Source organism: Alicyclobacillus sp. SP_1 (genome assembly GCF_024706985.1).
Classification (GTDB): Bacteria; Bacillota; Bacilli; order Alicyclobacillales; family Alicyclobacillaceae; genus Alicyclobacillus_I.
Genome location: NZ_JAMCCX010000013.1, coordinates 28,534 through 53,392, shown reverse-complemented (window position 1 = coordinate 53,392; position 24,859 = coordinate 28,534). Strand labels below are relative to the sequence as shown.

Genomic DNA, 24,859 nt, shown 5'->3' with positions numbered 1-24,859 from the left:
CCTTGATGCCTTGAATGACAGGGCATCAAGGGTGTTTTCTACCATATTTTGTAGCCACTAAAATATTATTTGTAGAGAAGGACTTTTGTTATGAATGTCGAATATGAATGCTATGAAAACTCACTCAAAAGCAATGCACGTAGCCATAACCAATCGAACCTATAAAGGCAAGACCTACTCCTCCACCCTCCTGCGCCAAACCTACCGCGAAGACGGTAAGGTGAAGCACCGGACTTTGGCCAATTTGTCTGCTCTTCCTGAGGATGTTGTTGACATCATTCGACGGGCACTGAAAGGGGAAGCCTTCATCTCCGCTACGGACGTGTTGAAAATTACATCGTCTAAGTCTCACGGCGCTGTGTGTGCGATACTTTCCGTGATCCGTAAGATTGGTTTAGATAAAATGCTTGGCGGTGATGCGTTGTGGCGTTCCATCGTACTTGGGATGATGACAGCCCGTTTGGTTGAACCAGGTTCAAAACGATTTACTGCCGCGTATTGGCAACAGACGACCCTTGGCTCCCTGCTATCACTGCCGGAATCTATATCTCCCAATGCCTTGTATGAAGCCATGGATACACTGTTTGCTCGCCAATCAATCCTTGAGAAAAAGCTGGCGAAGAAACATCTGGAAGAAGGCGCGTTGGTTCTGTATGATTTATCGTCGTCTTACCTGGAAGGTACACACTGTCCCCTCGCGGCCTTTGGATACAGCAGGGACAAGAAGCGCAGTAAGAAGCAATTCACATATGGACTGATGACGAATAAAGACGGATGCCCAGTTGCTGTCGAAGTCTTTCCGGGGAATCGTACGGATGCAAAAACCCTGGAAGACCAGATGACTCGCCTGCGTGAGAAGTACGGGCTGCGCAGGGTGGTATTGGTCGGCGACCGAGGAATGATCACCAAGACTCGAATCATTGACCTGAAGAATGTGGGCTACGACTGGATTACGGCACTTCGGGCCAGGGACATCCAACATCTATATGAGGATGGCGCGTTTCAGTTGTCGCTGTTTGATGAGCGGGATGTTGCTGAAATTGAGCATCCTGATTACGAGGGAGAACGGTTGGTGCTCAATCGCAATCCACTGATGACAGAGGAACGACGTCGTAACCGTCAAGACCTCCTGTTGGCCACGGAGCGAAACTTGGAAAAGATCCGCGTTCGCGTTGAGACTGGTAAGTTGGTTACTGCCGATAAAATCGGACTGGCGGTTGGCAAGGTCATTGACAAGCACAAAATGGCGAAACACTTCATCCTGGAAATCTCAGACGGGACATTCCAATACAGACGAGACGAAGCACGAATCGAGAAAGAATCACGACTGGATGGGATCTACATCGTCCGCACGGATGTTCCTCACGAGGAGATGTCCATGGACGAAGTGGTGAAAACCTACAAAGGGTTGCAACAAGTGGAGCAGGCATTTCGGAATATGAAGAGTCTGCAATTGGAGTTGCGTCCGGTGTTTCATCGCCTGGAAGATCGGGTTCGAGCGCATGTATTCTTGTGCATGTTGGCGTATTACGTGCAATGGCATATGGTAAGGAGTCTCCGTACATTGAAGGAACAGGATGCAGAAACATACGGTAGTTTCCGGCTGGTGATGGAGCGTTTAAAATCGCTCCAGCGGAACACCGTGGAATGTGCGGGGAAAACATTTGAACAAGTCACACAGCCGGACGCGTACCAGCAAAAAATCTTGGATGCACTGGGTGTGGTTTTGTAAAGTAGCCAGAATCGCTTTGTTCCACAGGGACCAAAACCCTTGCTGGGACTGCGATCCTGGCTGTTTTTAAACAGTGAACTTCCGATTAACACAATTTCTTCCCACGGTGCAGATTCGTCCTCTGCGATTGCGGACACCGGCTCAGCTGGAACAGAAGGTACCATCTTGGTTGGTCGTCGGCCACGCCCCTTTCGTTCTGGCAGTATCCAATTGGGGCGTTCCCGGAAGACACGTTGAGTACTATGGACATCCGCGAAGAATAACAAAGATTCAGGTAGACCCTTGCGGAATTCTGCGTCACAACCAAATGCGCCGTCGCAGCCGACCCATTTGAACCGAAAATCGTGCTCTCTGACGACTTCCTGAATCATCTCGAGCGCCAACTGTGGTTTGGTGCGAAATTCCGTGGTTTCGGGAATGTCGCATTTCGGCCAGAGTTCTTTGTGCTCCTCGTCGAACCATACTTGGGGAAGATAGAGTTTGGAATCCAGCAATCCGTAACCACTCGCTCCGGCGTAACCAATGAATACGCCCGCCTGGCAGTTTTCAACCTTCCCTTTACTTCCGCAATACTGGCGGTGAACGCCGGCAGAGTTTTTTCCCTTCTTTGCAAAATCGGAGCCGTCTACCGTAATCATGCCATTTGGATCATTGGCCAGCATGCGAACCCGGTTCTGATAGCACTGTTTCATCTGCTGTTCATCCCACGGCGCATCTTTCAGAAAGAGTTGCATCGTACGAACTGCCTTTTCGTCCCGATACCGCAGGGCAATTGGTTCGATACTCTTGCGATCCAAATCGCAAAGCAATCCCTTGATATACGTTTCACCGTTTTCTTGCTGTTCACTACGAGAATAACAGGACGAATAGGTGTTCAGGTAATCAGCCAGAGCGGGCCCCAGTTCGGCAACGGATTGCTCATTCAATCCAATTTCGTCAAACAATTCTGGACTCCAGTCCGGTGCGCTAAGCATCATATCCCATGACCTCACACGAACCAAATTGGGATTCGGTCGCTCTGGTTTTGGGAGTCGGGAAATCATCCGTAGCAGCTTACGGTTCAATATGTAAAGAAATACGCCCTTGCGGTTTCCATGGTACACAAAGACTTTTCCAACCTTACCAAATCCGCGGGTCTCGCCGAGATAGCTCCAGTTGGCAGCTGTATAGCAAATCCCCTGATAACGATTGAAATCTACGAAGGTCTCAACCGCATATGGCTCTACATCGTACAGTCTGGTCCAATCGTTCTTGAGCATTCGAAGGGACTTCGCCAAAATATGAGAAGCCAGGTTCTTGATGCGAACCCATGGCAAAATGAGAAATCGGTTGTTATTGACCACATGGGGAAGGAGTTCTTTCCTACCTTCTTCCTGCCATTCTAACCAAGCATCCCGCACACCTACACGAAATGCGGCCCGGTTAAAGCTGATAGCAGCAATAGGAACGTTTCGAGAATACACCAAATATTTTAGCCTTTGACCAATCATCCTGTCGTAGCCAAGATAATGCCACGTGCGAACCATATGATCCCAAACCCCTTCATCTTTGGTGCCATTCACCAAGACAAAAGAAAGAGGTTGGAAGTCGCTTAAGGTGCCGACAAAAGACTGGTCAGTCCATAAGACGTCCATTCGATGCTCATCCTATCTCCCAAAAGTGCCCAACAACCGAATCCCACCTTCACTGTACCACGACTTTTCGTCCACGTCCAGCGTTATTTTATACTACGTTGTAGTGTTAGTCGAGACCAGAGATTTCGTTACTTCACCCGCAAGGATGCCTAGGTTCGGCTGGACGAGTCTTCTCAACTAGCCAACCTTGGCACCTTTCACGGACGCCCGAAATCCGGATGTGTGTCCTACAGCCACGTCCACTCAACCAGCCAACCTTGCCCCATTCTGCCCGGGAAAGAGACCTTCATTCGTCAACGGGTTGGACTCTTCGGCCTCCTACTCACCCACGCTTTCCAAACATTGGCGGCCAGCAGTCCAATGAGCAGGTACGAAAGTCCCCCGTGGACAGCGAAGAAAGTAACACCCACCGCGGCCGCAAAGAAACCAAAGAACACCTGGTGGCGAAGAGTGGGGGGAGACGTCGGCGGATCGGTCAACATAAAAAACGCGAGGTAGAGCGCCGAATTCACAAACGGAGCGCGCAGTGCATCGCCGGGTGAATCGGACGGCAAGCCAATGTGCAGCATTGCAAAGAGAAGCAACAGCGTGAAGTAGGTACCTAGGAATGCGAGTGTCTGCGGCACCTTCTTTACACGCTGAGCCACTAACAGCCCCCCAACTAGAAGAAAGATAGCGCACCACCAAGGAAGCATGGACAAACTTCCCCACCAACTCTGACCGCTATGAAAAAGCATTAATGCAAATAACAATCCAACAGCCGCCGGATTGAAAATCGGCTTACGACCCACTTTCAGGACATGTTTCGAGGTGAGCGCCAGTGCAGTGATGACCACAACCTCGTACCACGCCGTGTTCGAGTTGAGAATATCGGCCACGAGCAACCCTGTGACAAGACCGCCGTCCGAGAACCACTTCTTTCTCCGCTGGAGTATGGCGACCGTGCCGTCCACCACCACAGCGGTGCCCATACCTATCAACACATTGCGCAGTCCACCAGCGTCTTGACGATGCAGCATGGCGAGCAAAGTCAAGACAGACAATACAGCAAAGACATATCTCTTTGGCGTCTTCAGATAGGAAAATTTAAGGGGTCTGGTAGTCGTTCTTTTGTCGATCCGCTGCCGAAACTGCACGCCCATGTTCGATTCTCTCCTTCATTGCCTCAGTCCATTGAAGAGTTCCTGTCTCACTGACGAGAATGCCCGGTATACCCTGTTCCCCAAGCAAGCGCGTTCCGTCGGCCATACCGAGCAGCAAGGCCGCCGTGGAAAACGCATCCGACATCATGCAGTACGGACTGAGCACGGTACTGCTCACCACTTCCGAGCAACATTCTCGTCGATGCCCGTGAACCAGATGATGCCCTCTGGGATGGACGGGGCTACGCCGTTCGTACGTGCCCGAGGTGCACATGGACTCGTCGTGTAGCTGCACCGTGAACAGGGGTCCGCCCGCGGGGTCAAAGGGATTTCGCACGCCTACCCGCCACGGTTTTCCACAGGCATTTTGCCCCAACGCAGCGATGTCCCCGCCCGCATTGACGAGAACGCCCGGAAGCGACCTCAACTCGCGCAAGGCCAAATCCACCGCGAGCCCTTTCGCCACTGCCCCGAGGTCGAGCAGCAGCGGCTTGTGGAGCCGCACCGATTGCGCTTCATGGTCCAACTCCACATCTCGATAGGTCGCACAATCCACCGATGCGTCGGATGCGTCGATGGAAGCGCACATCCCGCCGAATGGCCGGCCTTCATCCATGGAACCCGCGAGCCCCGAGGGTTGACACGCATTCTCTCCGAGACTTTCGCCGTGTGAATCTCGCTCGAGGCGCACGTCTTGACCCGTCAGATAATGCGTAGTGAAGCCTAGTTGCTCTAAGGTCTGGCCCACGGTCGGATCGAACACGCCATCCGTGGCCATGGCCATCTCCAAAGCGAAGTGGAGCGCACTAAACAGCAGGGGGGAAACGCGCACAGAGTCTCCCACGCGATGCGTCAGTTGAGAGAGCTCACTTTTTGCATCAAATCGACTGCACGCGCGCTCCACATCTCGGATGGCCTGCCAGGCACTGAGCATGCGCTCCTTCGTCGCACGCGACGATGCGTCCGTGACCACTGTCAGGGTGACCATCGTCCCCATCGCCAACTCCGACTGCACCATCGTCCTTTGCATCCTCGTCTTCCTCTCTTCCCGTTAGGCGACCGTCGCAGCTTGCAAAGCTTGGTAAACGGCCATAGCAAAGTCCATCGAACTTTCGGTCGCGCCGGACACCGCGTCGATTTGATAACTTTGGAGAGAGAGGACTTCGTTTGGCAAGACCGGATCGATAAACGATTGTGGATAATGCGTAGAGCACTGTGTGATTTGAACAGAAGTAATTTTGCCGCGCACGATGGTCAACTGAACCGCCACGGTGCCGAAGGCATTCGTACCATATCCATGGAACGTCCCATCTTTATATTTTTGCTGGGCTGTGGTTGATGATTTTGCCGTTTGTGGTGCGGACGTGAAACCGGATGGTTTCGAGGAAGTGGATGGCTTTGTCTGGTGGAGCGTGCTGTTCTTTGCAACGGCATTCGCGGCCGCAGAATGGGTCTGTGGCGCCAATGGGTTGTTGGATGAGGCTGCCTGTGCAGAGACTTCCGGCCGGGTGACCGCATATCCGGCCGCATAGATCATTCCGATGGCAACACTGCAGAGTGCCACCCAGTGTTGATTGCGTTTCGCAGACACCGTCAGTCTCCTCTCTCGCGTGGAACTAGAGAGATTGTACTGATGAGTGGAGCCTGAGACGTCAATGTTTCATGTAGACATTGTGGCAAAGTGGTGGAGACGAGAGTGGATTCCCGAGGCACCGAATATCGGGTGGGAACCCACGCCTCATCGCCGACGCACAAAGCGGGCAATGAGGTAGAAGATAGCCGCGCCGAAGAGAGCGAGGAGGACCAGAGCGAGAATCAGCGGATCGAACCCGCCTTCCGGGCGCATCCAAGCGCGCAGTTCCGGGGATGCTTCGGCAAATTGGAGCACCAGACTGATGGGCAAAAAGACCAACGTGATGAAACTGAACAGGGCCATATTTCGATTGTCGCGAGCAAGGGAGGCGTTTCGCAATTCGCGCTCGCGCGCACGCTCGACGTCAGCCAAATAGTTGTCGATGTCATGGACTTCTTCTTTTAACTCATTGTACATCTGGGTGATATTGAAGGCGCTCTGCCAGCGGCGGTAGAGTCTGTCGCGCTCCTCGCTGACCGATGCTTGGCTGAAGTAGCAGCGGGACGTGAAGTCGTAAATCTCTTCCCGCAGTTGGCGCAACATGGCACCGCGCGTCTCGGCCAAGGCAGCGTCTGCAGCCTCCATGGCATAGCGCAAAATACTCGTTCGCTGATGATACGGGATGAGCATCATGTAAAAATAATTGGTCCGAAACGAGTCCATGGACGGTGGATGTTCACCGGAAAAGTGACGCAAGCCGTTGTCATACGCCAAGACAAAGCCGCCATCTAAAGACTGGGTGTGAATGACGTTGTGATACGGCATGTAATGATGCTCCATGTCATTGAGGTGAATCTGCGAAAAGTGGCTGATGTTGTTCGGAGTGAACGTTTTCCGCAGAATCGTCAAATGACTTTGGGCAAACTGAAAAAACTCTTCGTCCATCGCCTCCATGGAATCCCGTTCCGGCACGTTCTGGTCTTTTGCACGTAGAAGAATCGCCCCGTAGACTGGAAGAAACCGGTCTACCATAGGAATATACGTCGGACAGCTGGTGCAATTCTGGAGGGGGCTGAGAATTTCTTTCAACATCTCCCCAACCGTCTGCCGACGACCTCGGGGCCCCACGAAAATCTCCCCCCGCGACAGCGAGGCGACTCTCGAATTGAGTCGTTCGATGTCTTCCACGGTCCACTCTGCCGGGGATACGCTCGAAGTCACAGCCGCAGCGTGGGGCGAGCCGTCCGACAAAACGGAGGACGATGGTGGGCGGACTTCAATCGAGACAAATCCGACGCCATTAAAGAACAGATACAGTTCTATGCTCGACATAGAAAAACGGATGGTCTCTGTCTCGGATTCGCAATCAGCTTCAAAGAAAAAGACATCGTCTGGAGCTACCACGCGGGCATCCAAAACAAAGCGGCTATGATTGCTTGGTAACCGCAAGTACTGCTTGACGTAGGGGAGCATGTTGTCCAGTTCATGCGCCTCAAACGCTTTCTCCACCCATGGCTGATGCTCTCCTTGATTTCGAACCAAATATTCAATCAATTTGTTGTACTGCGCTTGACAGCTTTCTGCTGGATTCGCCGGGAAAATAAACGGGTACACAAACTTGGACCACGTTTTCGCTATTGTCCACTCCATCGCCGCATGCCCTCCCCGACTTCACTAAGCTACAACAAATCAGACCGCCCGGCAAGCAAGGAATCATCGAGCAACGCCGACGCCGGTAGGTCCGAGAGAGAGCGAAGGCGAATCAGAGCAGGTGGAAAAGTAAGAGAACGGGTCACCTCATTCGGTGCCACGACACAACGCAGACCAGCGGCAATCGCCGCTTGGGCTCCATTCGGAGAGTCCTCGATGGCCATCGCCTCGTGTGCAGACACCTGCAAACACGCCACAGTCTTCTCGTAGAGTTCCGGACTCGGTTTGACGCGAGCGACGTCTTCGGATGTCCGAATGCACTCAAACTCTTGCAACAAGCCGGCCTGCTTTAGGTGCTTTTCAACCCATGCACGATTTGAACTAGAGGCGACTCCAAGTTTTAGTCCTCTTTTCTTCGCCTCACAGAGAAGCGGCACCACGCCGGCGCGAATTTCCACATGGTTCATGAGTTCTGCGTGGCGCGCCGCAACGCTCTGCCGGAGTTCCTCGAGATTTATCGCCGACTGTAACTTATTCACCAAATACTCGTACGGATGAAACACCCGCCAATCTGTGCCGATACACTCGGCATATTGTTCGAGTGTCAACTCTACTCCATACTTGGCGTAAACTTCACGAAAAGCTGTGTACCAAGCGGTCTCCGTATCGAGAATCGTACCATCAAAATCAAAGACAAGTGCTTTAAACATGCAGAAAGTTCTCCTTTCACTGGCTGCCAATCCACTCTTACCACAAAAACATCGACAATGAAATCAAATACCTTGGGACGGAAGCCTCGAATCCGTCTTTTGTGAAAATTGTGGACGGACCGTTCCGACTGGTAAAAGCTGTACCGTATCAATCTTGGACGCTTGTGCCCAACAAGAATTACGACGGTCATAAAAGCACTTTGAAAAAAATCGTGTTTGACTATGAGTCGTCCAACGCGTCGGAGTTTGCCGGGCTAAAGACAGGGGCTATCAATGTGGGCTACCTTGACTTGAGCCAATACACTGCGAGAAGCGAGTTGACGTCTATGGGAGACACCATCACGCCCGAATATGCCTTTGGGTATTCGGATACGCAGTTGAACATGTTTCCTGGGGCCAAAACCGCAAAAATATTCGACCACTTGTATGTCCGCCAAGCAATGCAAATGGGAATCGATGAAGACGCTATCAACAAAGACATCTACCACGGATATGCACCACCAACTTATGGTCCCATCCCGACCGTGCCCGCCACACAATTTCTCGACCCTGAGTTGTCCAAGCCTATCTATCCTTACAATCCGTCGAAAGGCTTGGCGCTCATGGAATCTCACGGATGGAAGATGCAGAATGGCATTCTCGTCAAAGGATCGGAAAAAATGAAATTCGTCATGCTCTACGTCAGTGGCGTGCAGGCGGGACAAGACGAGGCGGAACTGATGAAACAAGACTGGGCCGCCGAAGGCATATCCGTGACGTTGAAACCGATGCCCATCAGCACGTTTATCACCATTACGAGCAATCCGAAACAGCCGAACTCCTGGCAAATGGCGACGGGACTCGGGTGGGACTACAACGGTCCAGGATACTACCCAACCGGAGGCGAATTGTTCGGGACGGGTGCACCTTCCGGCTTTGGATACAGCAACTCGGAGGAAGATAAACTCATCGCGGCTACGCACCAGCCCTACACGAGTGATACTGCCAACTTGCACGCTTTCTGGAGATACGAAAATTTCACCGCAGAACATTTGCCCGTGCTATGGAACAACAATGCGGCCACGCTCATCGTCAACTCGGCCAATGTTCATGGCGTGGCCAAGAATTATGATGGTCCGGACGGCAATGTGGACATGCAGTACTGGAGTCTCGCTAAGTAGCCACTCACAGCGGTTTCTCGGCAGTTAGCAACTCCTGCCGGGGGGCGGTCCATACGATGGGGTATCTTGGATTCACGAAGATCCTTGAAAGCTAGCGTTGCGTGCCCCAGGTCTCGACCCGTCAGGGGATTTCTGGGGCTTCTCTTGGCACAATCTCGAGGTCATTTTTGCCCTTGGACTTAACTCGGTACATTGCGGCATCCGCCATGCGCATCCACTTGCCGAATTGGCGCAAGGGACCCCCCGCAACTCCTACGGAAAATTGCAGCGGTCGGCGCGGAAACCTGGCCAACTGCGATGCTACGCGAGCGACGGAGGTGCGAATCGCCACTTCATCAGCCTCGTCGGTCAGCACACAGAACTCATCTCCGCCGAGCCGCAACACTAACTGTCCAGCGTATTCGTCTGTCAGCGTATGCCCAATCCAGGCAATGGCTTCATCCCCCGCTTCGTGTCCAAAGTCGTCATTGACCGACTTGAAGTCATCAATGTCGTAGAGAATGAGCGTGTATTCGCGGTCATCCGACCAGTGCTCGAGCAGTATGTGGAGAAAATTGCGGTTGTAACAAGCGGACGTCTCATCGCGGATAGCCAACTCTTCCATTTGAAGAAAACGCGATAGAAGGCCAGCAAAGCTCTTCAACGCCGACTCCGTCTCAACACCAAATTGTCCCGGCTGCGAGTGGACTGCGCAGATGGTTCCACTCACTGCCCCATCCATGAGCGATAGCGGAGCCCCGACATACGAGCGAACCGCACCTTTCTGCGTTGCGGGCAAGGCGCTGAAATAAGGATGTTTCGCGGAGTCTGGCAGGCTCAGAATATCCAATCCGGGACGGTCATAGAGGTACTTGCAGTAACTCTCTTCGGCTGGAATGCCAGAACGAGCAACCGCCAAGGGACTGTTTTCATCACTGACTTGCCACATTCGAAACCAGTCATCATCAATGCTTGCGATGAAAATGAGCTCGGCGTGAGGAATGAGCCTCTTGGCCAACTCCATCACATCTGCCAAATGCTTGTGGTCGTGCATCCGCCACCAATAGAGTTCATTCAGCCCAATCGACTTCTGAAATCCCACCGTGTCACCTCAACTTATATGGGTTTAACCGAGTGCTAAATCATCCAGTGCAGCTGCCGCATGCACCCGGAAGAAGGTACTCGCCTCGACTGGACGGCCAAGCAGGTATCCTTGGAAACCATCACATCCTTGTTGCTTCAACCACTCCAATTGTTGCTCTGTTTCCACGCCTTCTGCAACGGTCTGAATGTGCAGACATTTTGCTAACTGTATCAACGATGCGACAATTTGCGGATTGCTCACCTGTGCCGGGTCTGGCAGTATGCTCGAATCACTCGGCAATTTATGGGTTGATGGGCTCCGGGCCGATCCGCTGATAAAAGACTTATCAATCTTCACGACATGAGGGGCGATGTCCTGGAGATACTGCAGCGAGGAATATCCCGTTCCAAAGTCGTCAATGGCGATGTGCATGCCGAGGTCCTTGAGTCTCGACAACACCGGCAGATGACGCCATCGGTCCAGCATGACCGTTTCGGTGACTTCCACCTTCAAACACTCCGGACTCACATCGGTACGACGTAAGATATCCACCATACGCTCGACGACGCCATCGCGCCCAAGTTCATGAACCGACATGTTGACCATCAGCTTAAAGTCATATCCTGGCCATCGTTTGAGCCAGGCGGAAAACTCGGCGCACGCGTGACGCAGGACGTATTCGCCGACTAAGTGAATCGTACCCGTCTGCTCAGCCATCGGAATAAACACATCTGGGGGGATGAAGCCGTCCGCTATCGGCCAGCGCAACAACGCCTCGGCGCCAAACAGCCGATTGTCTGCCGCAAACAGAGGTTGATAGACGAGCTTCAGTTTCTCGTGTTCTAAGGCATCGAGAAATTCGCTGTAGAGCCGCTGTCTATCGCGCACTGCATCAGCGATTTGTGGCGTGTAATAGTGTTCCTCCAAAGTATTTGCTTTCTCCGCTGCATGGAGGGCAATAAAGGCCGCCTCTACCGCCTCAGCCGATCCGTTCTCTTTCAACCACTTCCTTGTGGCCTCGTGTACGCCGAGATGGCCGCGCAGGCGCAGCAGTCCGTGGTCTGCCACCATGGCTCGATTTAAGATATTGCGAACCGTGTGGAGAGATTGTGCAGACAAATGCTGCTCGCAGACTGGCAAGACCATCAACATCTCATCCCGGTCGGTCTGCCCAATCCAAGCGTTCGGGACCTCTAGTTGAATGCGGCGTAACGTCTTGAACATCACTCTTTGCGCAATCTCTGAGCCGTAGGAATCGGAAATGACATAGTAATTTTCAATCGACGCTGCAATCAGCAGCAGCATCTCTCCTTCTTTGAGAGAGGACGCGAGTCGGTCTGCGTGCCGACGAATCCAGCACTCGTTTGGAAACCCCGTGTTAGCCTCAAAATTCGCTTGCACATAGAGCCTACGTTCGTAACATTTTCGTTCCGTGATGTCGCGACAAATGGACATCACATAACGCAACGCGCCAAACTCAACGGCTCGCATGGACACTTCAAATGGAATGGGTGGGCCAGATTTCGGTTGATGCAGAGACTCAAACGTCACAGCCTGTCCGCCTCTCAAGGCGGCGTACCATTCCTCGACGCGACGGTGCATCGACTTGTCCACAATGTCGAGCATCGTGCACTGGAGCAACTCTTCCCGAGTATATCCGAGTTTCTGGCACGCCGTCTCGTTGACATCCTCGACCTTGCCTGGGTATCCATGCTCGTCCAACGGGTATATGTAGATAGCGTCTTGCGCTTCGTGGAACAGATGGGCCAACCTCGCGTCACAGGCGTGTCGGTCAAACCAAGATGAAGTCGTCGCCAAGCAGTCCATCTCCTTCGGCGAATGCGGAAATATCGTTTCTCTTCATGCCTCTCGTCAATTCCATCTCGGCTGAGAAGCTCCGCAGAAAATCCGCCATCTTTCGACAAATTTCAACTTCTCTTGATTATACGAGTTTTCATGATTTGTACAAGGTTTTTCCTGATGTTGCACTTGTGTTTTCTGCAGGCCGAACGCTCGTTTGCATGACACAGACATGCAAAGTCAGGCGGATTGGCGGGAACTTTCGCCAACCAGCCTAACTTTTGTCCACTACGAGCCCACGAGCACAGCCTCGACCCCGCTCACCTGAAGCCGAGACGCGCTCGAGAACAGCGATTCAAGCCACTAATCGATCGTCTTGCTGCTGATAGCGTAATTCTTCGTACTCCAGTGAAACCAGCGAATGCTGATACTTTTTGCAACACCATCCGAAGGATTGTCGACAATGAACCGAGATGGCACAGGGGTGTTGCCTATCTCAATGACCGTTTCCGCCGGATTGGTTGTATAAAACGTCAACCCTCGGACGTCCGACAACTTCGGTTTATACGTGCCATCCACCGAGTCGTGAATGTTTTCAATATGAATGTACGCCTTGCCATTCTGATAGGTGGTCGTGTAATGCACGTATTGCTGCGTCACATTGTAGTTGAGAAGTTGACTGGTGGTCGCTACCAATATCTTTTTTTGGCGATACTGCTCTGCTAGAAGCTGCAGGGCGTTTATGGCGTTGGGCGGTAACGGATACTTGTCATTCAGCGCCTCTAAGTGCTGCGCCACAATACTGTAGTCGTGATGCCTTTCCAGCCAGAGGAGATGCGCACGGTTGATTTGCATGCCGAGGTCTCCCACCGTCCAGTCCCACTCGGTATAACCCCGTTTTGATACCCCCACACTCGTATACCGCCAAAATCCCCAAACCTTGTCTCCATTCGGAAGCTTCAAAGGATAAATCATGGACGGCAAGCCCACAGAAGAATCCGGTTTGTCCGACCAAACGAAACGGACTCCGTATGGGATAGTGATGTTGGCGTGATAGTACTTCGACCAAGGATTGGCGCCTTGTTGATACCAGAAAAATGGCTTGGTTCCGTACGAGCCCATATCATCCACATTCGATTGATTCCCATGGTCCGTCCACACGGTCAGGTAATCTCCATCCGCCTCCAAAGCCCGCACGCCTTGTTCCGCCAACTGTCTGCGAAACTTTGTCTTATACGGGTCCTTTCCCGTAAAATCCCCCCAAGAGTGCAGTGTGTCAATCCAGCCTACGTGGATATAGTGATTGAGAATGGCCGCAGCGTAAGGTACCTGGCTCGTCCCTTTAAACCAGCTTAATTCATGTGGCTTGCGGACCCCCCCGGCATCAATCAGTTTGTCTGTATTACTGCCGTTATACATAAAAAACGAGTCTGCAAACGGTAAGCCCACACCGTAATATCCAGAAGGCGTTAATTGCTCTGTATTGATAAACTGATGAACGAGATTAAACTTTCGCAATGTTTCATGATCTGCATCCGAAGAGAGCGCAAGCATCGCTTCGTAGGGGTAAGGAAACTTGCGCAGGCCAAGCACTCGAGGCACTACGTAAAATTGCGGTTTGGCTGTCGAAGAAAGCGAACTGCTGTTATTTGACCAATGAACCGACGAATCCCCCGTACCGGACACAACTTCTTTTTGCTGGGTAGGAGACAGTTCTCCTCTGTGACTTCCCAGTCGTGCATGCAATCCATAGGCACCCGCACCCACGACGATCACGGCTGCAACCCCAAGCCACCGCTTCCATACTTTTCTCCCCTGATTCAATCAGCGACCCTCCTGGACTCCCATGCCCCTTGGCAACGCAAATATAGCCTCTAGTATCTCGTAACAATGGCGCCATTTCCCAAGCGCAACTGAAGCTTATCATGCCCTCATCGGTCTTACAATAACGCAAAAGATAAACTTTCTCTTAAAGAAATGCCTTTAAGAAATTGACACGAATCGACCTCTCCTGCTACAGTTTGACTTAGAAATAAGCAAACTGCCATTGTAACCTTTTTGACGTTCCTCTACCAAATCAAACACTTACCGCTCGTGGACTCCTTGACGCTCCCTTATACAGGTGGAATTCCTCCCTGATTCAATCTACCACGGCCGTTTGAGCCGTTTCATGAAGCCTTTGGGGAGAACTCCGATAAAGACTCTCGCGACACTTGCGGGTAAGGAAGTAGCGCGAGAAGGGACAAGCTTCGGGCGGGACACTCACCCTCGTCCTGTCCGATAGCCGCAATCACCTTACCGGAGGTTGGTTATGAAAAAATCCAGCGTATTGATGGCTTTACCGATTCTCGTCTCTCTCACCGCCTCGCCGACCGTGGCGCTCGCAGCATCTCCACCAGCCAAGACTGCGTCGGCGGCCATTTCGTCGCACCTAAAGCCGATTTACTATAACGGCAAGCTGACGCTACGCGTGTACAGCGTGGTTCATGATGGCACCACCTACATGCCAGTCTGGTACATTCAACAAATCCTCAAAGGCCTAGGCGTGACGTCCACGTGGCGCCCTGGGATATGGCGCTTGACGGTTCCCGCACTGGTACCGGTCAGTTACAGCGGCTTGCCCAGTGCCCCTAAGAAGGCCAGCAAGGGCACCGTATCCATCTCCATCAATGGGACCGCCGTGGAATATGCCCCTGGGATAACCCGTGTCAATCCGCTGGCAGGTCCGCACGCCATGACCGAATTCCTGCCCATCTGGTATGTGCAACAAGTGTTGGCGCGGTTCGGCGTTCAAGGAAAGTGGACAGGAGACGCGTGGCATCTAACCGATGGTAAAGCAGGCGAAAGCGCCTCCAGTGGGAGCGGCGTTACCGTCAGCACAGTCAAAGGGTCCTCGTCCCAAGGAAGCTCCACCACAACGAGCGGTGCCGGTACCTCGGCCAAAACTTCGTCTCATACAAGCACCGCCTCCACTTCAACCTCCGGCAAAACCGGGTCCGTGACGGTGACCGCAAGTTCATCAGGAAATGCATCGACGAGTACAGCAAAATCCTCCACTTCGACTCAGACCGCAGCGAGTTCGAGTGGCGCAAAAGGAAGCAGCAAGGGCAACGGTCAAACTACCGTGGCCGCTGCGGATGTGGTGACCATGTCCAAGAAAACCATCTTGGTCAACGGCAGGGCTACCAATCTAAAACCCTATGGATTTGTCCTGCACGCAACGACCTACATGTCCCTGTGGTACGTAGAGCAGGCTCTCTTGCAAGTCGGCATTGGTACAGTGTGGCGTCCGGGAAGTTGGATGTTGACTGCGCCCAAAGCAAGCACGGTCGATTACAGCAACCTACCTGCCATGCGTTACGACCCACCAAAAGACTTTGCCAATGTGACCTTGGATGGCCACTTAGTGGCACAGGTGCCAACCTCCGTGCAAGTTGACCCAGATTCCAATCAACCGACGGTCTTCATTCCCATTTGGTATGTTCAACAAGTCCTGCTACGCATGGGAGTTCAATCCACCTGGAACGGAACCACCTGGAACTTGCAATTCACTCCACCGTCCGCCTCGAGCACATCGACGCCTACAACGACAAGCAGTACATCGGCGGGAAGTACGTCAGGCAGTTCCGGGAGCTCAGGCACCACTGGCAGCACCAGTTCCAGTTCTGGTAGCAGCGGAACGAGCAGCGCCAGCGGAGACGGCGGCAGTTCCAGTTCTGGCAGCACGACCAGTGACGGCAGTTCCGGAGCGACATCCGGTACTGGTTCCAGCGCTTCGAGCAGCGGCTCTGGCAGCAGCGGAACCAGTAGCGCTAGCGGAGGCGGCGGCAACTCGAGCGGATCGACCAGTTCCAGTGCGGCAACTCAACCTTCCTCCCCCCCGATTGCAGAGTACGGAGACACGGGTGAGTCCGTCGCGCTCTTGGAGAATGACCTCAATATAGTGGGAGATCCGGTAGGTAGTGCAGACGGTATCTTCGGCCCGATGACCTTGGCGGGTGTAAAAGAATTCCAACAACAAGAGGGACTCCCGGTCACGGGTGTGGTCGACCAGACCACGTGGACGGACCTTCAGGAAGCCACGTTGCAAGTGGAAGAGAAGTCCGGATTCCAACTGGCCAGCCAAGGAGCACCACCGAGTGGTCAGTCGAGTTCCTCAGGGCAGACCGGGTCTTCTTCAGGGACCGCCAACAACTCCGGTTCCTCTGGCAGTCAATCGTCCGTGCCGTCCGGGCCGAGTTTCACAAACGTCGATTTGCGCTTCCCGGCACCGAGCGACATCAACGCGTCGTCCATCGACTCGTACTTATCGGCCAATTCTTCGCCGCTGACCGGGCTCGGGTCCGTGTTCATGCAAGCCCAAAGCACGTACGGAGTGGACGCCAACTACTTGGTCTCCCACGCTATTCTCGAGAGCTACTGGGGCAAGAGTCAGATTGCACTAGAGAAAAACAATCTCTACGGTTATGGTGCGTACAACAGCAACCCCGGAAACGATGCCGGCATGTACCCCAGTGACGCCTACGCCATCCGCTTCCAGGCTTGGGAAGTGCGCAATAATTATCTCGATCCGTCCGGTTCCCTGTACGTCTCTCCAACGCTGACGGGCATGAACGTCAACTATGCCACGGACCCCAACTGGGCGACCGATATCGGCGGGCTGATGAACCAGTTTGCGACGTCTGTCGGCGGATCGGTCAGTCAATATCAGCAGTACACGCCGAACGACTCGCCGCCGCAACCGGAATCCACCAACGAACCAGTGTTCTTGATGGATGGAGCGACGGGTGTCATCACACAGAATTCAGACTACAATGGACTCCCTTACTATCCAACGGCGGGAGACGGGATGTCCGAGATGTTCTTCGGCACTCTGCAGAACGGTTCCATCGGGTCGAACGTCGCGGCCGTTCAGGCGTACTTAAACCAAGTGGACAACGCCAATCTGGCCGTCGATGGGCAATACGGACCAGATACGGAAGCGGCCGTGAAGCAGTTCCAGCAACAGAACAATCTTCCAGTCACAGGCGAATGGACGTATCAGATGTGGCAAAAATTTAATCCGTCTCCAGCTCAGTTACTTCCCGCTGGTACGGGTGTAGAAATTGATGAAATGATGCAAGGCATGGCGGGTGGATTGGTCGTCGAGTGGTATCACTTGGTTGGATACGGGTGGGTGGATTCGCAATATGTGCAGATGACGAATGTCTATCGGGTTACGGTGCCGGATCCAACGTCGACGGACACCACAGTGAACGTATACAGTCCGTCCAATCCGTCACAAGTCTTGACAACCCTTCACGCCGGGAATTTTGTGGTATCGACGAGTCCCAATGGGCAGAATGGGATGATTCCAATTCAGTTTATGGACCAAACCACTGGCCAGCCGGTGGATGGTCTGATATCGAGCACACAAGCGACCTTGACGCAACAACAGTAGGTCAAGTGCCAGCGCTGCAAGATAGAACATCGGGCGGATGCGCACGGTGTCAATAAGGGAAGGCAACGTAGGGAACCGTGTGCTGGTTCCCTGTTTCTTTACGATGGACCGCCGGGCCGCAGGCTATCTTCCGCCACATGCAGTGCAAATCGAATGCCTCCGGCTACCCCCAACACGCCTGCGGACCACAACATCCACCGAACGTCGTGACGCCCCATGGAATTCAGGACTATCCACAGAGTAAAGAGAGCAGAGCCAGCTCCAAGTGTGGCCAAGGTGGTCTGTAACGAAAGCGGGCGGGGGCTTGCTTTAGGTGCCTTGTTGTCGGGTACGGATGCAGCAGCCCACGAGCGACCGGAAACAGGTTGCTGGTCTTTTTCTTCGTGCTGAGGCGTCCACGAAGAACTCCCTGAGGTGTTCTCCGATGCATGGGCACGAGACTTCCCTAGGGGCGCCAGCGACTCGTCGTAGCGTCCACGGGAGACGGGATTGGAGAGAATTTGATAAGCTCGCAGGAGACGCTGAAAGTCTGCATCGGCAGTCTTTTCGCCTCTTCGCTTGTCTGGATGCCAAATGAGGATTTGCCGACGATAAGCGCGCTTCAACTGTTCTGGGGTGACGTCTGGCGCCACTTCGAACAGGGTGTACAGTGTGTCCGTCAGCGGCGCCTTGCACTGGCCACAGTGAGCAGAGTCCATCTCTCCCGCTTGCAGTCGATTGCGGGCACCGCAGTATATGCAATTTGTATAGACATCCGCTTCGGCTATCGCCATCGCTTCTATCCACTCCGTCCTTTGCATAAAACACGGCTCAACATTTCTCTATCACTGTAACACAGGTACCGCATCTTGCCACCTAGGCAGGCGCGAAATCAATTGGGTACACGAGACATTCCTGGTGTCGGGAGAAGGGGCGGCCCGCACGATGCTACTCCCGATGTTCCCCTTTCGATCCGCTCCTTTTCTCTGCCATCGAGCGCAGTGCCGCGCGGTAAAACGAGTCGCCCGTTTCCGCTCCATAAGGGGTGCGACTGTTCGTTTGCGGACGGTCATCCCTCAGACCATTTTGCCGCATGGTGAGGTCCACATCCGCTTTATCAGCCGTATCGGCTTCATCGGTCCCAATGGTGCGGTCCACATCCGCTTTATCAGCCGTATCGGCTTCATCGGTCCCATCGGATTCGACCGCGACATCCGTCGATGGACTCCTCAATTTTGAATTTGAGTGACCGTCACTTGGTAAGGAACCGGACTTGCCGTTTGCCAACCGCTCTACGTCCTCTGGCACGTACCCTAAATCAAGCAGCGTCTCCTCGACAAACGCTTTTTCGGCCTCGCGGGTAATCAGAGACGCGGTCGAAGACGGACGAGAGGTCGTTTTAACCGTCGACGATGAGCTGCCTTCCGCCGCGTGCGACGCGAGTGCGTCTTCTAAAGGACGGGTGGAATGCCCTGTCTCCGCTCGGTCTACAATCTCCTCCGTGATGTGCGTCACGCTCCCGTGGCGGCTGTCTTCCACTCTCGAAACCGCCTCGCCGCGCGCTCCTTCAGGTCCTGGCAAAACAGTGGAAGTCGACGGCGGTGGACTTCCCGAATGGCTATCTTCCTTCGGAAGCGCCCGCATGTTAATAAAAATGAGCAAAGTCCCCACCACCACTACGGCGAGAATGAAAATGACCAAAAATCCCACGATGACGTCTCCTCCCTAGCCGTTCCAATGCGCCCCTGCTAAACGCTCAGTTTACCGGCCACATCCGCAACGCGACGGCCTAAAGCGCGACCCAAGGCAAGGTGTTCTGCGCTCGGCATGTTGAGTGGGGCTGTAGCGTCCAATTCCACAGGACACGTCACGCCAACCCCATAGTAACTTCCATAGAGCACGTTCTCGGGGACATTTCCCGGAAGGCCGACGATAATCATCCCATTGTGGAGCATCGGTGTAATGAGATTCCACAATGTCATTTCGATCCCGCCGTGCACGGTAGCAGTCGTACAGAATGCGGCGCCAACTTTGCCGACGAGTTTCCCAGTCGCCCAAAGGTATCCGAGTTGGTCAATCCACGACTTGAGTCCTGAGGAAATGGTGCCAAAGTGTCCGGGGCAGCCCCAGATGATGGCGTCCATGGCCACTAAGTCGCGTGGATTGGCGTCCTGCACATGATGCAAAAAGACTTCTGCACCCTCATGGTTTCTGGCGCCTTCCGCCACGGACTTGGCAAGCATCTCTGTATGTCCGTTCTCGCTATCATAGACGATGTAAACTTTCACCGTAGACCCCCTCCTGCATCAGAACGTCCATGTCCTCGCAGCTCTCCGTCATTTTTGACTATGTTTCATCGGTGAATATTTTATCATCCTAAAGTGTTTCATTCTACCGTTCCTCAAATTGTCACACAGTATGCGGAACAACAGACGCCAGCAGAAAACCGCGTGACCAGTCCTGCCGTATAATCAAGTGTACGGGAGGAAAGGTGGGTCAGTATGCGGATTCAATGGTTTCGCCACGGCAAGTGGCCTAAATTCCTAGTCACCTTGCACTACTACACCATTGTCTCCTTCATCTTACTTGTCATCACAGGTGTAGCACTCTTTTGGGCACCAGTCCACACGGTTCTTATCCCCTATTTGCCTTGGATATTGCGAATTCACATTTTACTCGGCATTGTCTTCACAGTCACTTTGCTCGCACCTTTGACGAAATTATTGCCAAAAGGCAAACCTATCTCGCGCCTTGATTGGTGGTTTCCGACAGTCATTGGCAGCGCCATTGTCCTCACGGGCATCTTACTTTGGGGCGTCTCCATTTTTCCCGACAGTTGGCGTGCCCCAGCATTTCGTTGGCATGGATGGTTCACCATCATTCTCGGGTCGTGGTTGATTGTGCACGCATTTTACAAGACGCTTGGCCTCCGCTACCCATCTGGCAGTCTCACACGCAGGTACGAACCTGAGCGGCGTCAATTTTTGCGTTGGCTCGGCGCCGGGGTGGGAGTCACCGCGCTTGTGACGGTGGTCGATCCGCTCGCTATCCTCCGTTCTCTCGTCTCTGACTCGCCAGGCATCAAACCTGGTGAAGTCGCAAAGGGCATTCCACAATTCGCAGAATACTACACGGTCACGGGTCAATACCCGGCCATGAAAGCGGAAGACTATCGACTCCGCGTAGAAGGTGAAGTGAATGCTCCTCAGACCTTGACGCTCGCCCAACTGGAACAGGTCTCCAAAACGAGCGAGACGGTCAATTTTCAATGTGTCACGGGCTGGAGCGTGCACAATGTCCGCTGGTCTGGTGTACGCATCCGCGACTTAGCCCGCCACGTTGGCATGCAATCGACGGCCAAGTACGTGCACTTCTACTCGTTCGATGGAGTCTATACCGAGTGTCTGACTCTGGCTCAGGCAGACTTTCCCGAAGTCTTGCTGGCTACGCATATTGATGGCTATCCACTTCCAGTTCCGCAAGGTTATCCAGTGAGATTGGTCGTGCCCGACATGTACGGATACAAATCCATTAAGTGGGTTTCACGCGTCGTGTTTTCAAGCAAACCCATCACCGGATACTGGGAACAACGTGGATATCCGACGAATGCGTATTTTTCGTGAGCAAACACTTGGACCTTCCGCCTTCCTGATGTACACTTGTAAGAAGGCGTGTTGCGCAATTTTCTAGAAAGGGGTAACCATATGCTATCGAACATTGGTCTGTCCGGCATCATCTTCATCCTCGTTATGGTTTTGATAGTTTTCGGTCCCAAAAAACTGCCGGAAATCGGTCGTTCTATTGGCAAGTCACTTCGCGAATTCCGGGACGCCACCAACCACCCTGGGGATTCGGTCATGCATCAAAGTACGCCGAGCGACACTTCTCCCATGACAAACCACGTGAGCCAAGTGAATGTTGTCCCCGCGCAGACAGAGCCCGTTCCTCCGGTCGATGCTTCCTATACGGTCGCAGAACACTCTGAGGGCCCTCGTCAAGGTAACTAATTCATGTGGTGGATGAGCCATCTCACCGCTCTTCGGGTTCGCCTTGTGCGAACCCTTGTCGTCTTCGGAATTCTGCTGATTGCCAGCCTTGTTTTTGTGTCAAAAATCTTTCATTACCTGACTTCCCCGTTGAAGTCGATGCACGTACACCTAATCGCGACGAGTCCAGGCGAGATTGTGTTAGTCTACATGACCCTCGGAGCAGCAGTCGCCATTGGATTGACCATCCCTTACGCAATGTATGAAGTTTGGGCATTTGTGTCGCCGGGGCTGACTTCATTTGAGCGACGTCTCGCGATATCCATGCTACCGGGCATCGTGTTGACGTTCATCGCAGGCGTGGTGTTCGCTTGGTTTGTGACCTTCCCGCTTGTGGTTCACTTTCTCATTCGCCTGACAGAGTCTCAAGGTCTGCTCGTGTTACTTCAGGCCAATTCCTATTTTTCGTTTTTGGCACTCATCTGCCTGCCTTTTGGGCTCGCCTGCGAACTCCCTGTGGTGGTTTTTGCGTTGGCGCGAATCGGCCTCGTGACAGCAAAAGCGATGCGGCGAGTGCGCAAATATGCATACTTGATTATCGTTATCGTCGGAGTCCTCATCAGCCCGCCTGAACTCATTTCGCACTTGAGTGTGACCGTGCCCATTATGCTGATTTACGAAGGAAGCATCGGTCTTGCTTGGGTCGCAGAAAAACGGCGAAAAGCGCGCCGCTCTGCAGATGATGCCGCCAACCACCTCAGTTAACGTAACACACATCAGGTCGATGCGCGGCAAAGACTAAAGGCTCAGGTCCGAACAGCGTGACGAAGATTTCGTACGTGAGAGAGACGAATGCCCTATGCCAGCGAACGCCATCTGACACAGCAAAAAATAACCAGAAAACCTAAGTGCGCACGCTCAGGATTCGCTTGGCAATCCATCAACCTCTTCAAATTCTAAGGAATACCCATCAGGGTCGGCAACGACGAAGGTCCGCTCGCCGTGCGGTCTCATCTTGGGTGCCCCTGTGATGGGTATACCCGACATTTTCAGTGTCTCGAAGAGCGCATCTAAATTGGCCGATTCCAGCTCCAAGTGAAAGCCGCGATGCGAGCCTGTTTGGAGTAATCCGAGTCGTGCTTGGCCCATTCGAAGGATGGAAATGCGCCCAGGAATGAACACCTCTTCGACTACCCCAGGAATGGTTTTGTAGAATTCACGAGAAACCTCTAAGTCAGTTACCTGAATGGTGATACCTCCCAACGATACGCCCATCATTCAAGCTCCCTTCCCGATACCTTAGCCAAGCCCAGTTTATCGTATCCGCTGAACGTAATCATTTGCTGATGGGGACCCACCAAAATGTTTTTTCCCGCACGCTTCCCAATGTACATTCGCTCGTCGGCCAGCCGATAACAGTCCCCAAAATTTGCGCACTCCTTTGGAACCAACACCGCTCCCATGGTCCAGCACAGCCCCGTGAGTTGTAAGGGTACGGCCGACAGCGTCTGAGCGATGCGCCGGACGAACGCATCATTCCATGGGCGATCCGGTAAAAACAGCATAAACTCATCTCCGCCGATTCGTGCAACCCAGTCTCCGGGGCGAAGGGTGCGGTGCAAATATTGTACCAAGGAGCGCAGAATGTCATCTCCACGCTGATGGCCGTAGGAGTCGTTGAAGGATTTGAAATTATCGAGATCTGCCATCATAAAGATGGAATCCTGGATGAGCCCGCGCTCCCGAATCTCCTCCATGCGCCGCTCCATACCGTAGCGGTTCAGCGCTCCGGTCAGGAGGTCTCGTTCGAGTTGGTCCGCCATCTGACTCCTCTGCTCAATCACCCGAAAGGCGAGGGAGAAAGAGTGCAGCATGGAGGGAATGGTCCGCTCGAGCGCCGTCACGTCGGCATGAGCATAAAGGGTGATGGCTGCAAGTGGATTGCCATCGTCTGCAATGAGGTAGAACAGTCCACGGATATCGGTCGGCGCCGGTTGCACGTACGGTGGTAGCGGATTGACTCCCGCTGGAGTCCAGAGCAATCGCTGTCCGCGGGCAAGCATGCGCGGCGCGCGTGTATCCATCCAGAGCGGGAGGTCTTCAGCAATTTGCCGCGAATACGGCTCGACTAGCTCTCCGAAGACATCTTGAACCAGCCAGCGCCCGTCCACCCGCACACAGTAGGTTCCACCGCGCACGCCGCCTTCTTGAATGAGGAGATTGCGATAAGTCTGCCAGAGACTTTCCATGTCCGTGCCAAAAAGGTGGTCGTCGGTCCACTCCTGCACCACCCTCAGTGCTTGATTTTCCGAGTCCAGCGCCTCGAGAAGGGACTGTCGCTGAAGCATTGCGGCCACAATCGGCGCAACCATCTCCACCACCTCAATCGCCACACTATCACCCTTTGCAGGTCCGTCGGCACAGAGAATGGCCCCCCACGCAGTACCCGCGTAGATGAGCGGCACCGCAAAGATGGTGTCAATGTTCAGATGGCGGACCCACTGACGGGACAGGTGGCCCAGTCCATGAGCGGCTTCCCCAGAGGCCTGGTCCAAGCGAACACTTTTCTTGGCGACGAAAGCTCGCGTCGCCATGGTGTCATCCTTCTTTATTGAGAACGATACCGAACCCCCAGCAACTTCGCCATAACCTTTGATGGCGACGGAGTTCAATCTCTGGCCGTCTGCTGTCACCCGATAAATTCCTACAACTCGCCAGGGCAACAACTCAACGAGGTGTCTTCCCATCTCTTCGAATGTGGCGTCTTCTTGAAGCGCCTGTATCCATTCGAGCGCTTTCGCGCTACAATCGCGTGGATGAGCAGCCATCTGCATGCGCCCCTATCTCTCTTAATCCCATTGTCCAAGAGATTATCACGTTTTGCGGCGTCTGTGTTAAAAATTTGCCGACGAATCTGAGGCTCTGGACAAACAACGAGCACCGGCCTCGTTGGGAGGTCATCGGTGCTCCATTCTTCTGCCCTTCGCTTG

General features: G+C 53.4%; 19 protein-coding genes and 1 pseudogene. 6 read left to right on the top strand and 14 right to left on the bottom strand.

What is annotated here, in order from left to right; genetic code table 11:
• The first annotated feature begins 94 nt into the window (after positions 1–94).
• Positions 95–1,732 carry an IS1634 family transposase gene (locus tag M4I36_RS03125; protein ID WP_258110204.1) on the top strand — a complete coding sequence of 546 codons (1,638 nt, stop codon included), beginning with the start codon at positions 95–97 and terminating at the stop codon, positions 1,730–1,732.
• Between the two features lie 131 nt (positions 1,733–1,863).
• Here the strand turns inward: M4I36_RS03125 and M4I36_RS16780 are convergent.
• The 6 genes and pseudogenes from M4I36_RS16780 to M4I36_RS03095 all read right to left on the bottom strand — a co-directional run.
• A pseudogene (locus tag M4I36_RS16780) lies at positions 1,864–3,366 on the bottom strand (IS701 family transposase); the annotation flags it as partial.
• Between the two features lie 293 nt (positions 3,367–3,659).
• The gene (locus tag M4I36_RS03115) at positions 3,660–4,508 is read right to left on the bottom strand and encodes an RnfABCDGE type electron transport complex subunit D (protein ID WP_258110203.1); all 849 of its coding nucleotides are present in this window, start codon (positions 4,506–4,508) and stop codon (positions 3,660–3,662) included.
• On the bottom strand, positions 4,453–5,538 hold the full coding sequence (locus M4I36_RS03110) for an FAD:protein FMN transferase (protein WP_258110201.1): 1,086 nt from the start codon (positions 5,536–5,538) through the stop codon (positions 4,453–4,455). The genes M4I36_RS03115 and M4I36_RS03110 overlap by 56 nt, the downstream gene beginning before the upstream one ends.
• A gap of 21 nt (positions 5,539–5,559) precedes the next feature.
• A complete protein-coding gene (locus M4I36_RS03105) occupies positions 5,560–6,099 on the bottom strand; it encodes an FMN-binding protein (RefSeq protein WP_258110200.1) in 540 nt (179 codons plus the stop codon).
• Between the two features lie 147 nt (positions 6,100–6,246).
• Complete coding sequence (locus M4I36_RS03100; protein ID WP_258110199.1) at positions 6,247–7,731, bottom strand: hypothetical protein; 1,485 nt, start codon at positions 7,729–7,731, stop codon at positions 6,247–6,249.
• A 29-nt stretch (positions 7,732–7,760) separates the two neighbouring features.
• Positions 7,761–8,441, bottom strand: coding sequence for an HAD family hydrolase (locus M4I36_RS03095; protein ID WP_258110198.1), 681 nt, complete (start codon positions 8,439–8,441; stop codon positions 7,761–7,763).
• A gap of 101 nt (positions 8,442–8,542) precedes the next feature.
• Between M4I36_RS03095 and M4I36_RS03090 the strand changes: the two genes are divergently transcribed.
• On the top strand, positions 8,543–9,601 hold the full coding sequence (locus M4I36_RS03090; RefSeq protein WP_258110197.1) for an ABC transporter substrate-binding protein: 1,059 nt from the start codon (positions 8,543–8,545) through the stop codon (positions 9,599–9,601).
• Between the two features lie 121 nt (positions 9,602–9,722).
• Here M4I36_RS03090 and M4I36_RS03085 read toward each other — a convergent pair whose 3' ends face one another.
• The 3 genes from M4I36_RS03085 to M4I36_RS03075 form a co-directional block, all read right to left on the bottom strand.
• Complete coding sequence (locus M4I36_RS03085; protein WP_258110196.1) at positions 9,723–10,682, bottom strand: sensor domain-containing diguanylate cyclase; 960 nt, start codon at positions 10,680–10,682, stop codon at positions 9,723–9,725.
• A 24-nt stretch (positions 10,683–10,706) separates the two neighbouring features.
• Complete coding sequence (locus M4I36_RS03080) at positions 10,707–12,482, bottom strand: sensor domain-containing protein (RefSeq protein WP_258110195.1); 1,776 nt, start codon at positions 12,480–12,482, stop codon at positions 10,707–10,709.
• Positions 12,483–12,827: 345 nt separating this feature from the next.
• Entirely contained in the window at positions 12,828–14,288 is a 1,461-nt protein-coding gene (locus M4I36_RS03075) for a hypothetical protein (RefSeq protein WP_258110194.1), read from the bottom strand.
• Positions 14,289–14,775: 487 nt separating this feature from the next.
• Here M4I36_RS03075 and M4I36_RS03070 point away from each other — a divergent pair, with 487 nt between their 5' ends.
• Entirely contained in the window at positions 14,776–17,904 is a 3,129-nt protein-coding gene (locus M4I36_RS03070) for a peptidoglycan-binding protein (protein ID WP_258110193.1), read from the top strand.
• 98 nt (positions 17,905–18,002) lie between these two features.
• Here M4I36_RS03070 and M4I36_RS03065 read toward each other — a convergent pair whose 3' ends face one another.
• From M4I36_RS03065 to M4I36_RS03055, 3 genes are all read right to left on the bottom strand, one after another.
• Positions 18,003–18,704 carry a J domain-containing protein gene (locus M4I36_RS03065; RefSeq protein ID WP_258110192.1) on the bottom strand — a complete coding sequence of 234 codons (702 nt, stop codon included), beginning with the start codon at positions 18,702–18,704 and terminating at the stop codon, positions 18,003–18,005.
• A 127-nt stretch (positions 18,705–18,831) separates the two neighbouring features.
• On the bottom strand, positions 18,832–19,593 hold the full coding sequence (locus M4I36_RS03060; RefSeq protein ID WP_258110191.1) for a hypothetical protein: 762 nt from the start codon (positions 19,591–19,593) through the stop codon (positions 18,832–18,834).
• A 38-nt stretch (positions 19,594–19,631) separates the two neighbouring features.
• Entirely contained in the window at positions 19,632–20,171 is a 540-nt protein-coding gene (locus M4I36_RS03055) for an NAD(P)H-dependent oxidoreductase (RefSeq protein WP_258110190.1), read from the bottom strand.
• 213 nt (positions 20,172–20,384) lie between these two features.
• Between M4I36_RS03055 and M4I36_RS03050 the strand changes: the two genes are divergently transcribed.
• The 3 genes from M4I36_RS03050 (at position 20,385) to tatC (ending at position 22,634) form a co-directional block, all read left to right on the top strand.
• On the top strand, positions 20,385–21,506 hold the full coding sequence (locus M4I36_RS03050; protein ID WP_258110189.1) for a molybdopterin-dependent oxidoreductase: 1,122 nt from the start codon (positions 20,385–20,387) through the stop codon (positions 21,504–21,506).
• Positions 21,507–21,587: 81 nt separating this feature from the next.
• On the top strand, positions 21,588–21,890 hold the full coding sequence (locus M4I36_RS16775; protein WP_374985302.1) for a twin-arginine translocase TatA/TatE family subunit: 303 nt from the start codon (positions 21,588–21,590) through the stop codon (positions 21,888–21,890).
• Between the two features lie 12 nt (positions 21,891–21,902).
• The gene (tatC, locus tag M4I36_RS03040) at positions 21,903–22,634 is read left to right on the top strand and encodes a twin-arginine translocase subunit TatC (protein ID WP_258110188.1); all 732 of its coding nucleotides are present in this window, start codon (positions 21,903–21,905) and stop codon (positions 22,632–22,634) included.
• A gap of 153 nt (positions 22,635–22,787) precedes the next feature.
• Here the strand turns inward: tatC and M4I36_RS03035 are convergent, their stop codons facing one another.
• Together M4I36_RS03035 and M4I36_RS03030 are read right to left on the bottom strand one after the other, a co-directional pair.
• On the bottom strand, positions 22,788–23,147 hold the full coding sequence (locus M4I36_RS03035; protein WP_258110187.1) for a VOC family protein: 360 nt from the start codon (positions 23,145–23,147) through the stop codon (positions 22,788–22,790).
• Positions 23,144–24,697 (bottom strand): sensor domain-containing diguanylate cyclase, encoded by a 1,554-nt coding sequence (locus M4I36_RS03030; RefSeq protein ID WP_258110185.1) that lies wholly within the window; start codon positions 24,695–24,697, stop codon positions 23,144–23,146. The genes M4I36_RS03035 and M4I36_RS03030 overlap by 4 nt, the downstream gene beginning before the upstream one ends.
• Positions 24,698–24,859 lie beyond the last annotated feature (162 nt).

Coding starts and splice junctions, on each gene's coding strand:
- M4I36_RS03110 (WP_258110201.1), bottom strand. CDS start 5,538: ATGCAAAGGACGATGGTGCAGTCGGAGTTGGCGATGGGGACGATGGTC.
- M4I36_RS03070 (WP_258110193.1), top strand. CDS start 14,776: ATGAAAAAATCCAGCGTATTGATGGCTTTACCGATTCTCGTCTCTCTC.
- M4I36_RS03100 (WP_258110199.1), bottom strand. CDS start 7,731: ATGGAGTGGACAATAGCGAAAACGTGGTCCAAGTTTGTGTACCCGTTT.
- M4I36_RS03030 (WP_258110185.1), bottom strand. CDS start 24,697: ATGGCTGCTCATCCACGCGATTGTAGCGCGAAAGCGCTCGAATGGATA.
- M4I36_RS03095 (WP_258110198.1), bottom strand. CDS start 8,441: ATGTTTAAAGCACTTGTCTTTGATTTTGATGGTACGATTCTCGATACG.
- tatC (WP_258110188.1), top strand. CDS start 21,903: ATGAGCCATCTCACCGCTCTTCGGGTTCGCCTTGTGCGAACCCTTGTC.
- M4I36_RS16775 (WP_374985302.1), top strand. CDS start 21,588: ATGCTATCGAACATTGGTCTGTCCGGCATCATCTTCATCCTCGTTATG.
- M4I36_RS03065 (WP_258110192.1), bottom strand. CDS start 18,704: ATGCAAAGGACGGAGTGGATAGAAGCGATGGCGATAGCCGAAGCGGAT.
- M4I36_RS03035 (WP_258110187.1), bottom strand. CDS start 23,147: ATGATGGGCGTATCGTTGGGAGGTATCACCATTCAGGTAACTGACTTA.
- M4I36_RS03115 (WP_258110203.1), bottom strand. CDS start 4,508: ATGGGCGTGCAGTTTCGGCAGCGGATCGACAAAAGAACGACTACCAGA.
- M4I36_RS03050 (WP_258110189.1), top strand. CDS start 20,385: ATGCGGATTCAATGGTTTCGCCACGGCAAGTGGCCTAAATTCCTAGTC.
- M4I36_RS03125 (WP_258110204.1), top strand. CDS start 95: ATGTCGAATATGAATGCTATGAAAACTCACTCAAAAGCAATGCACGTA.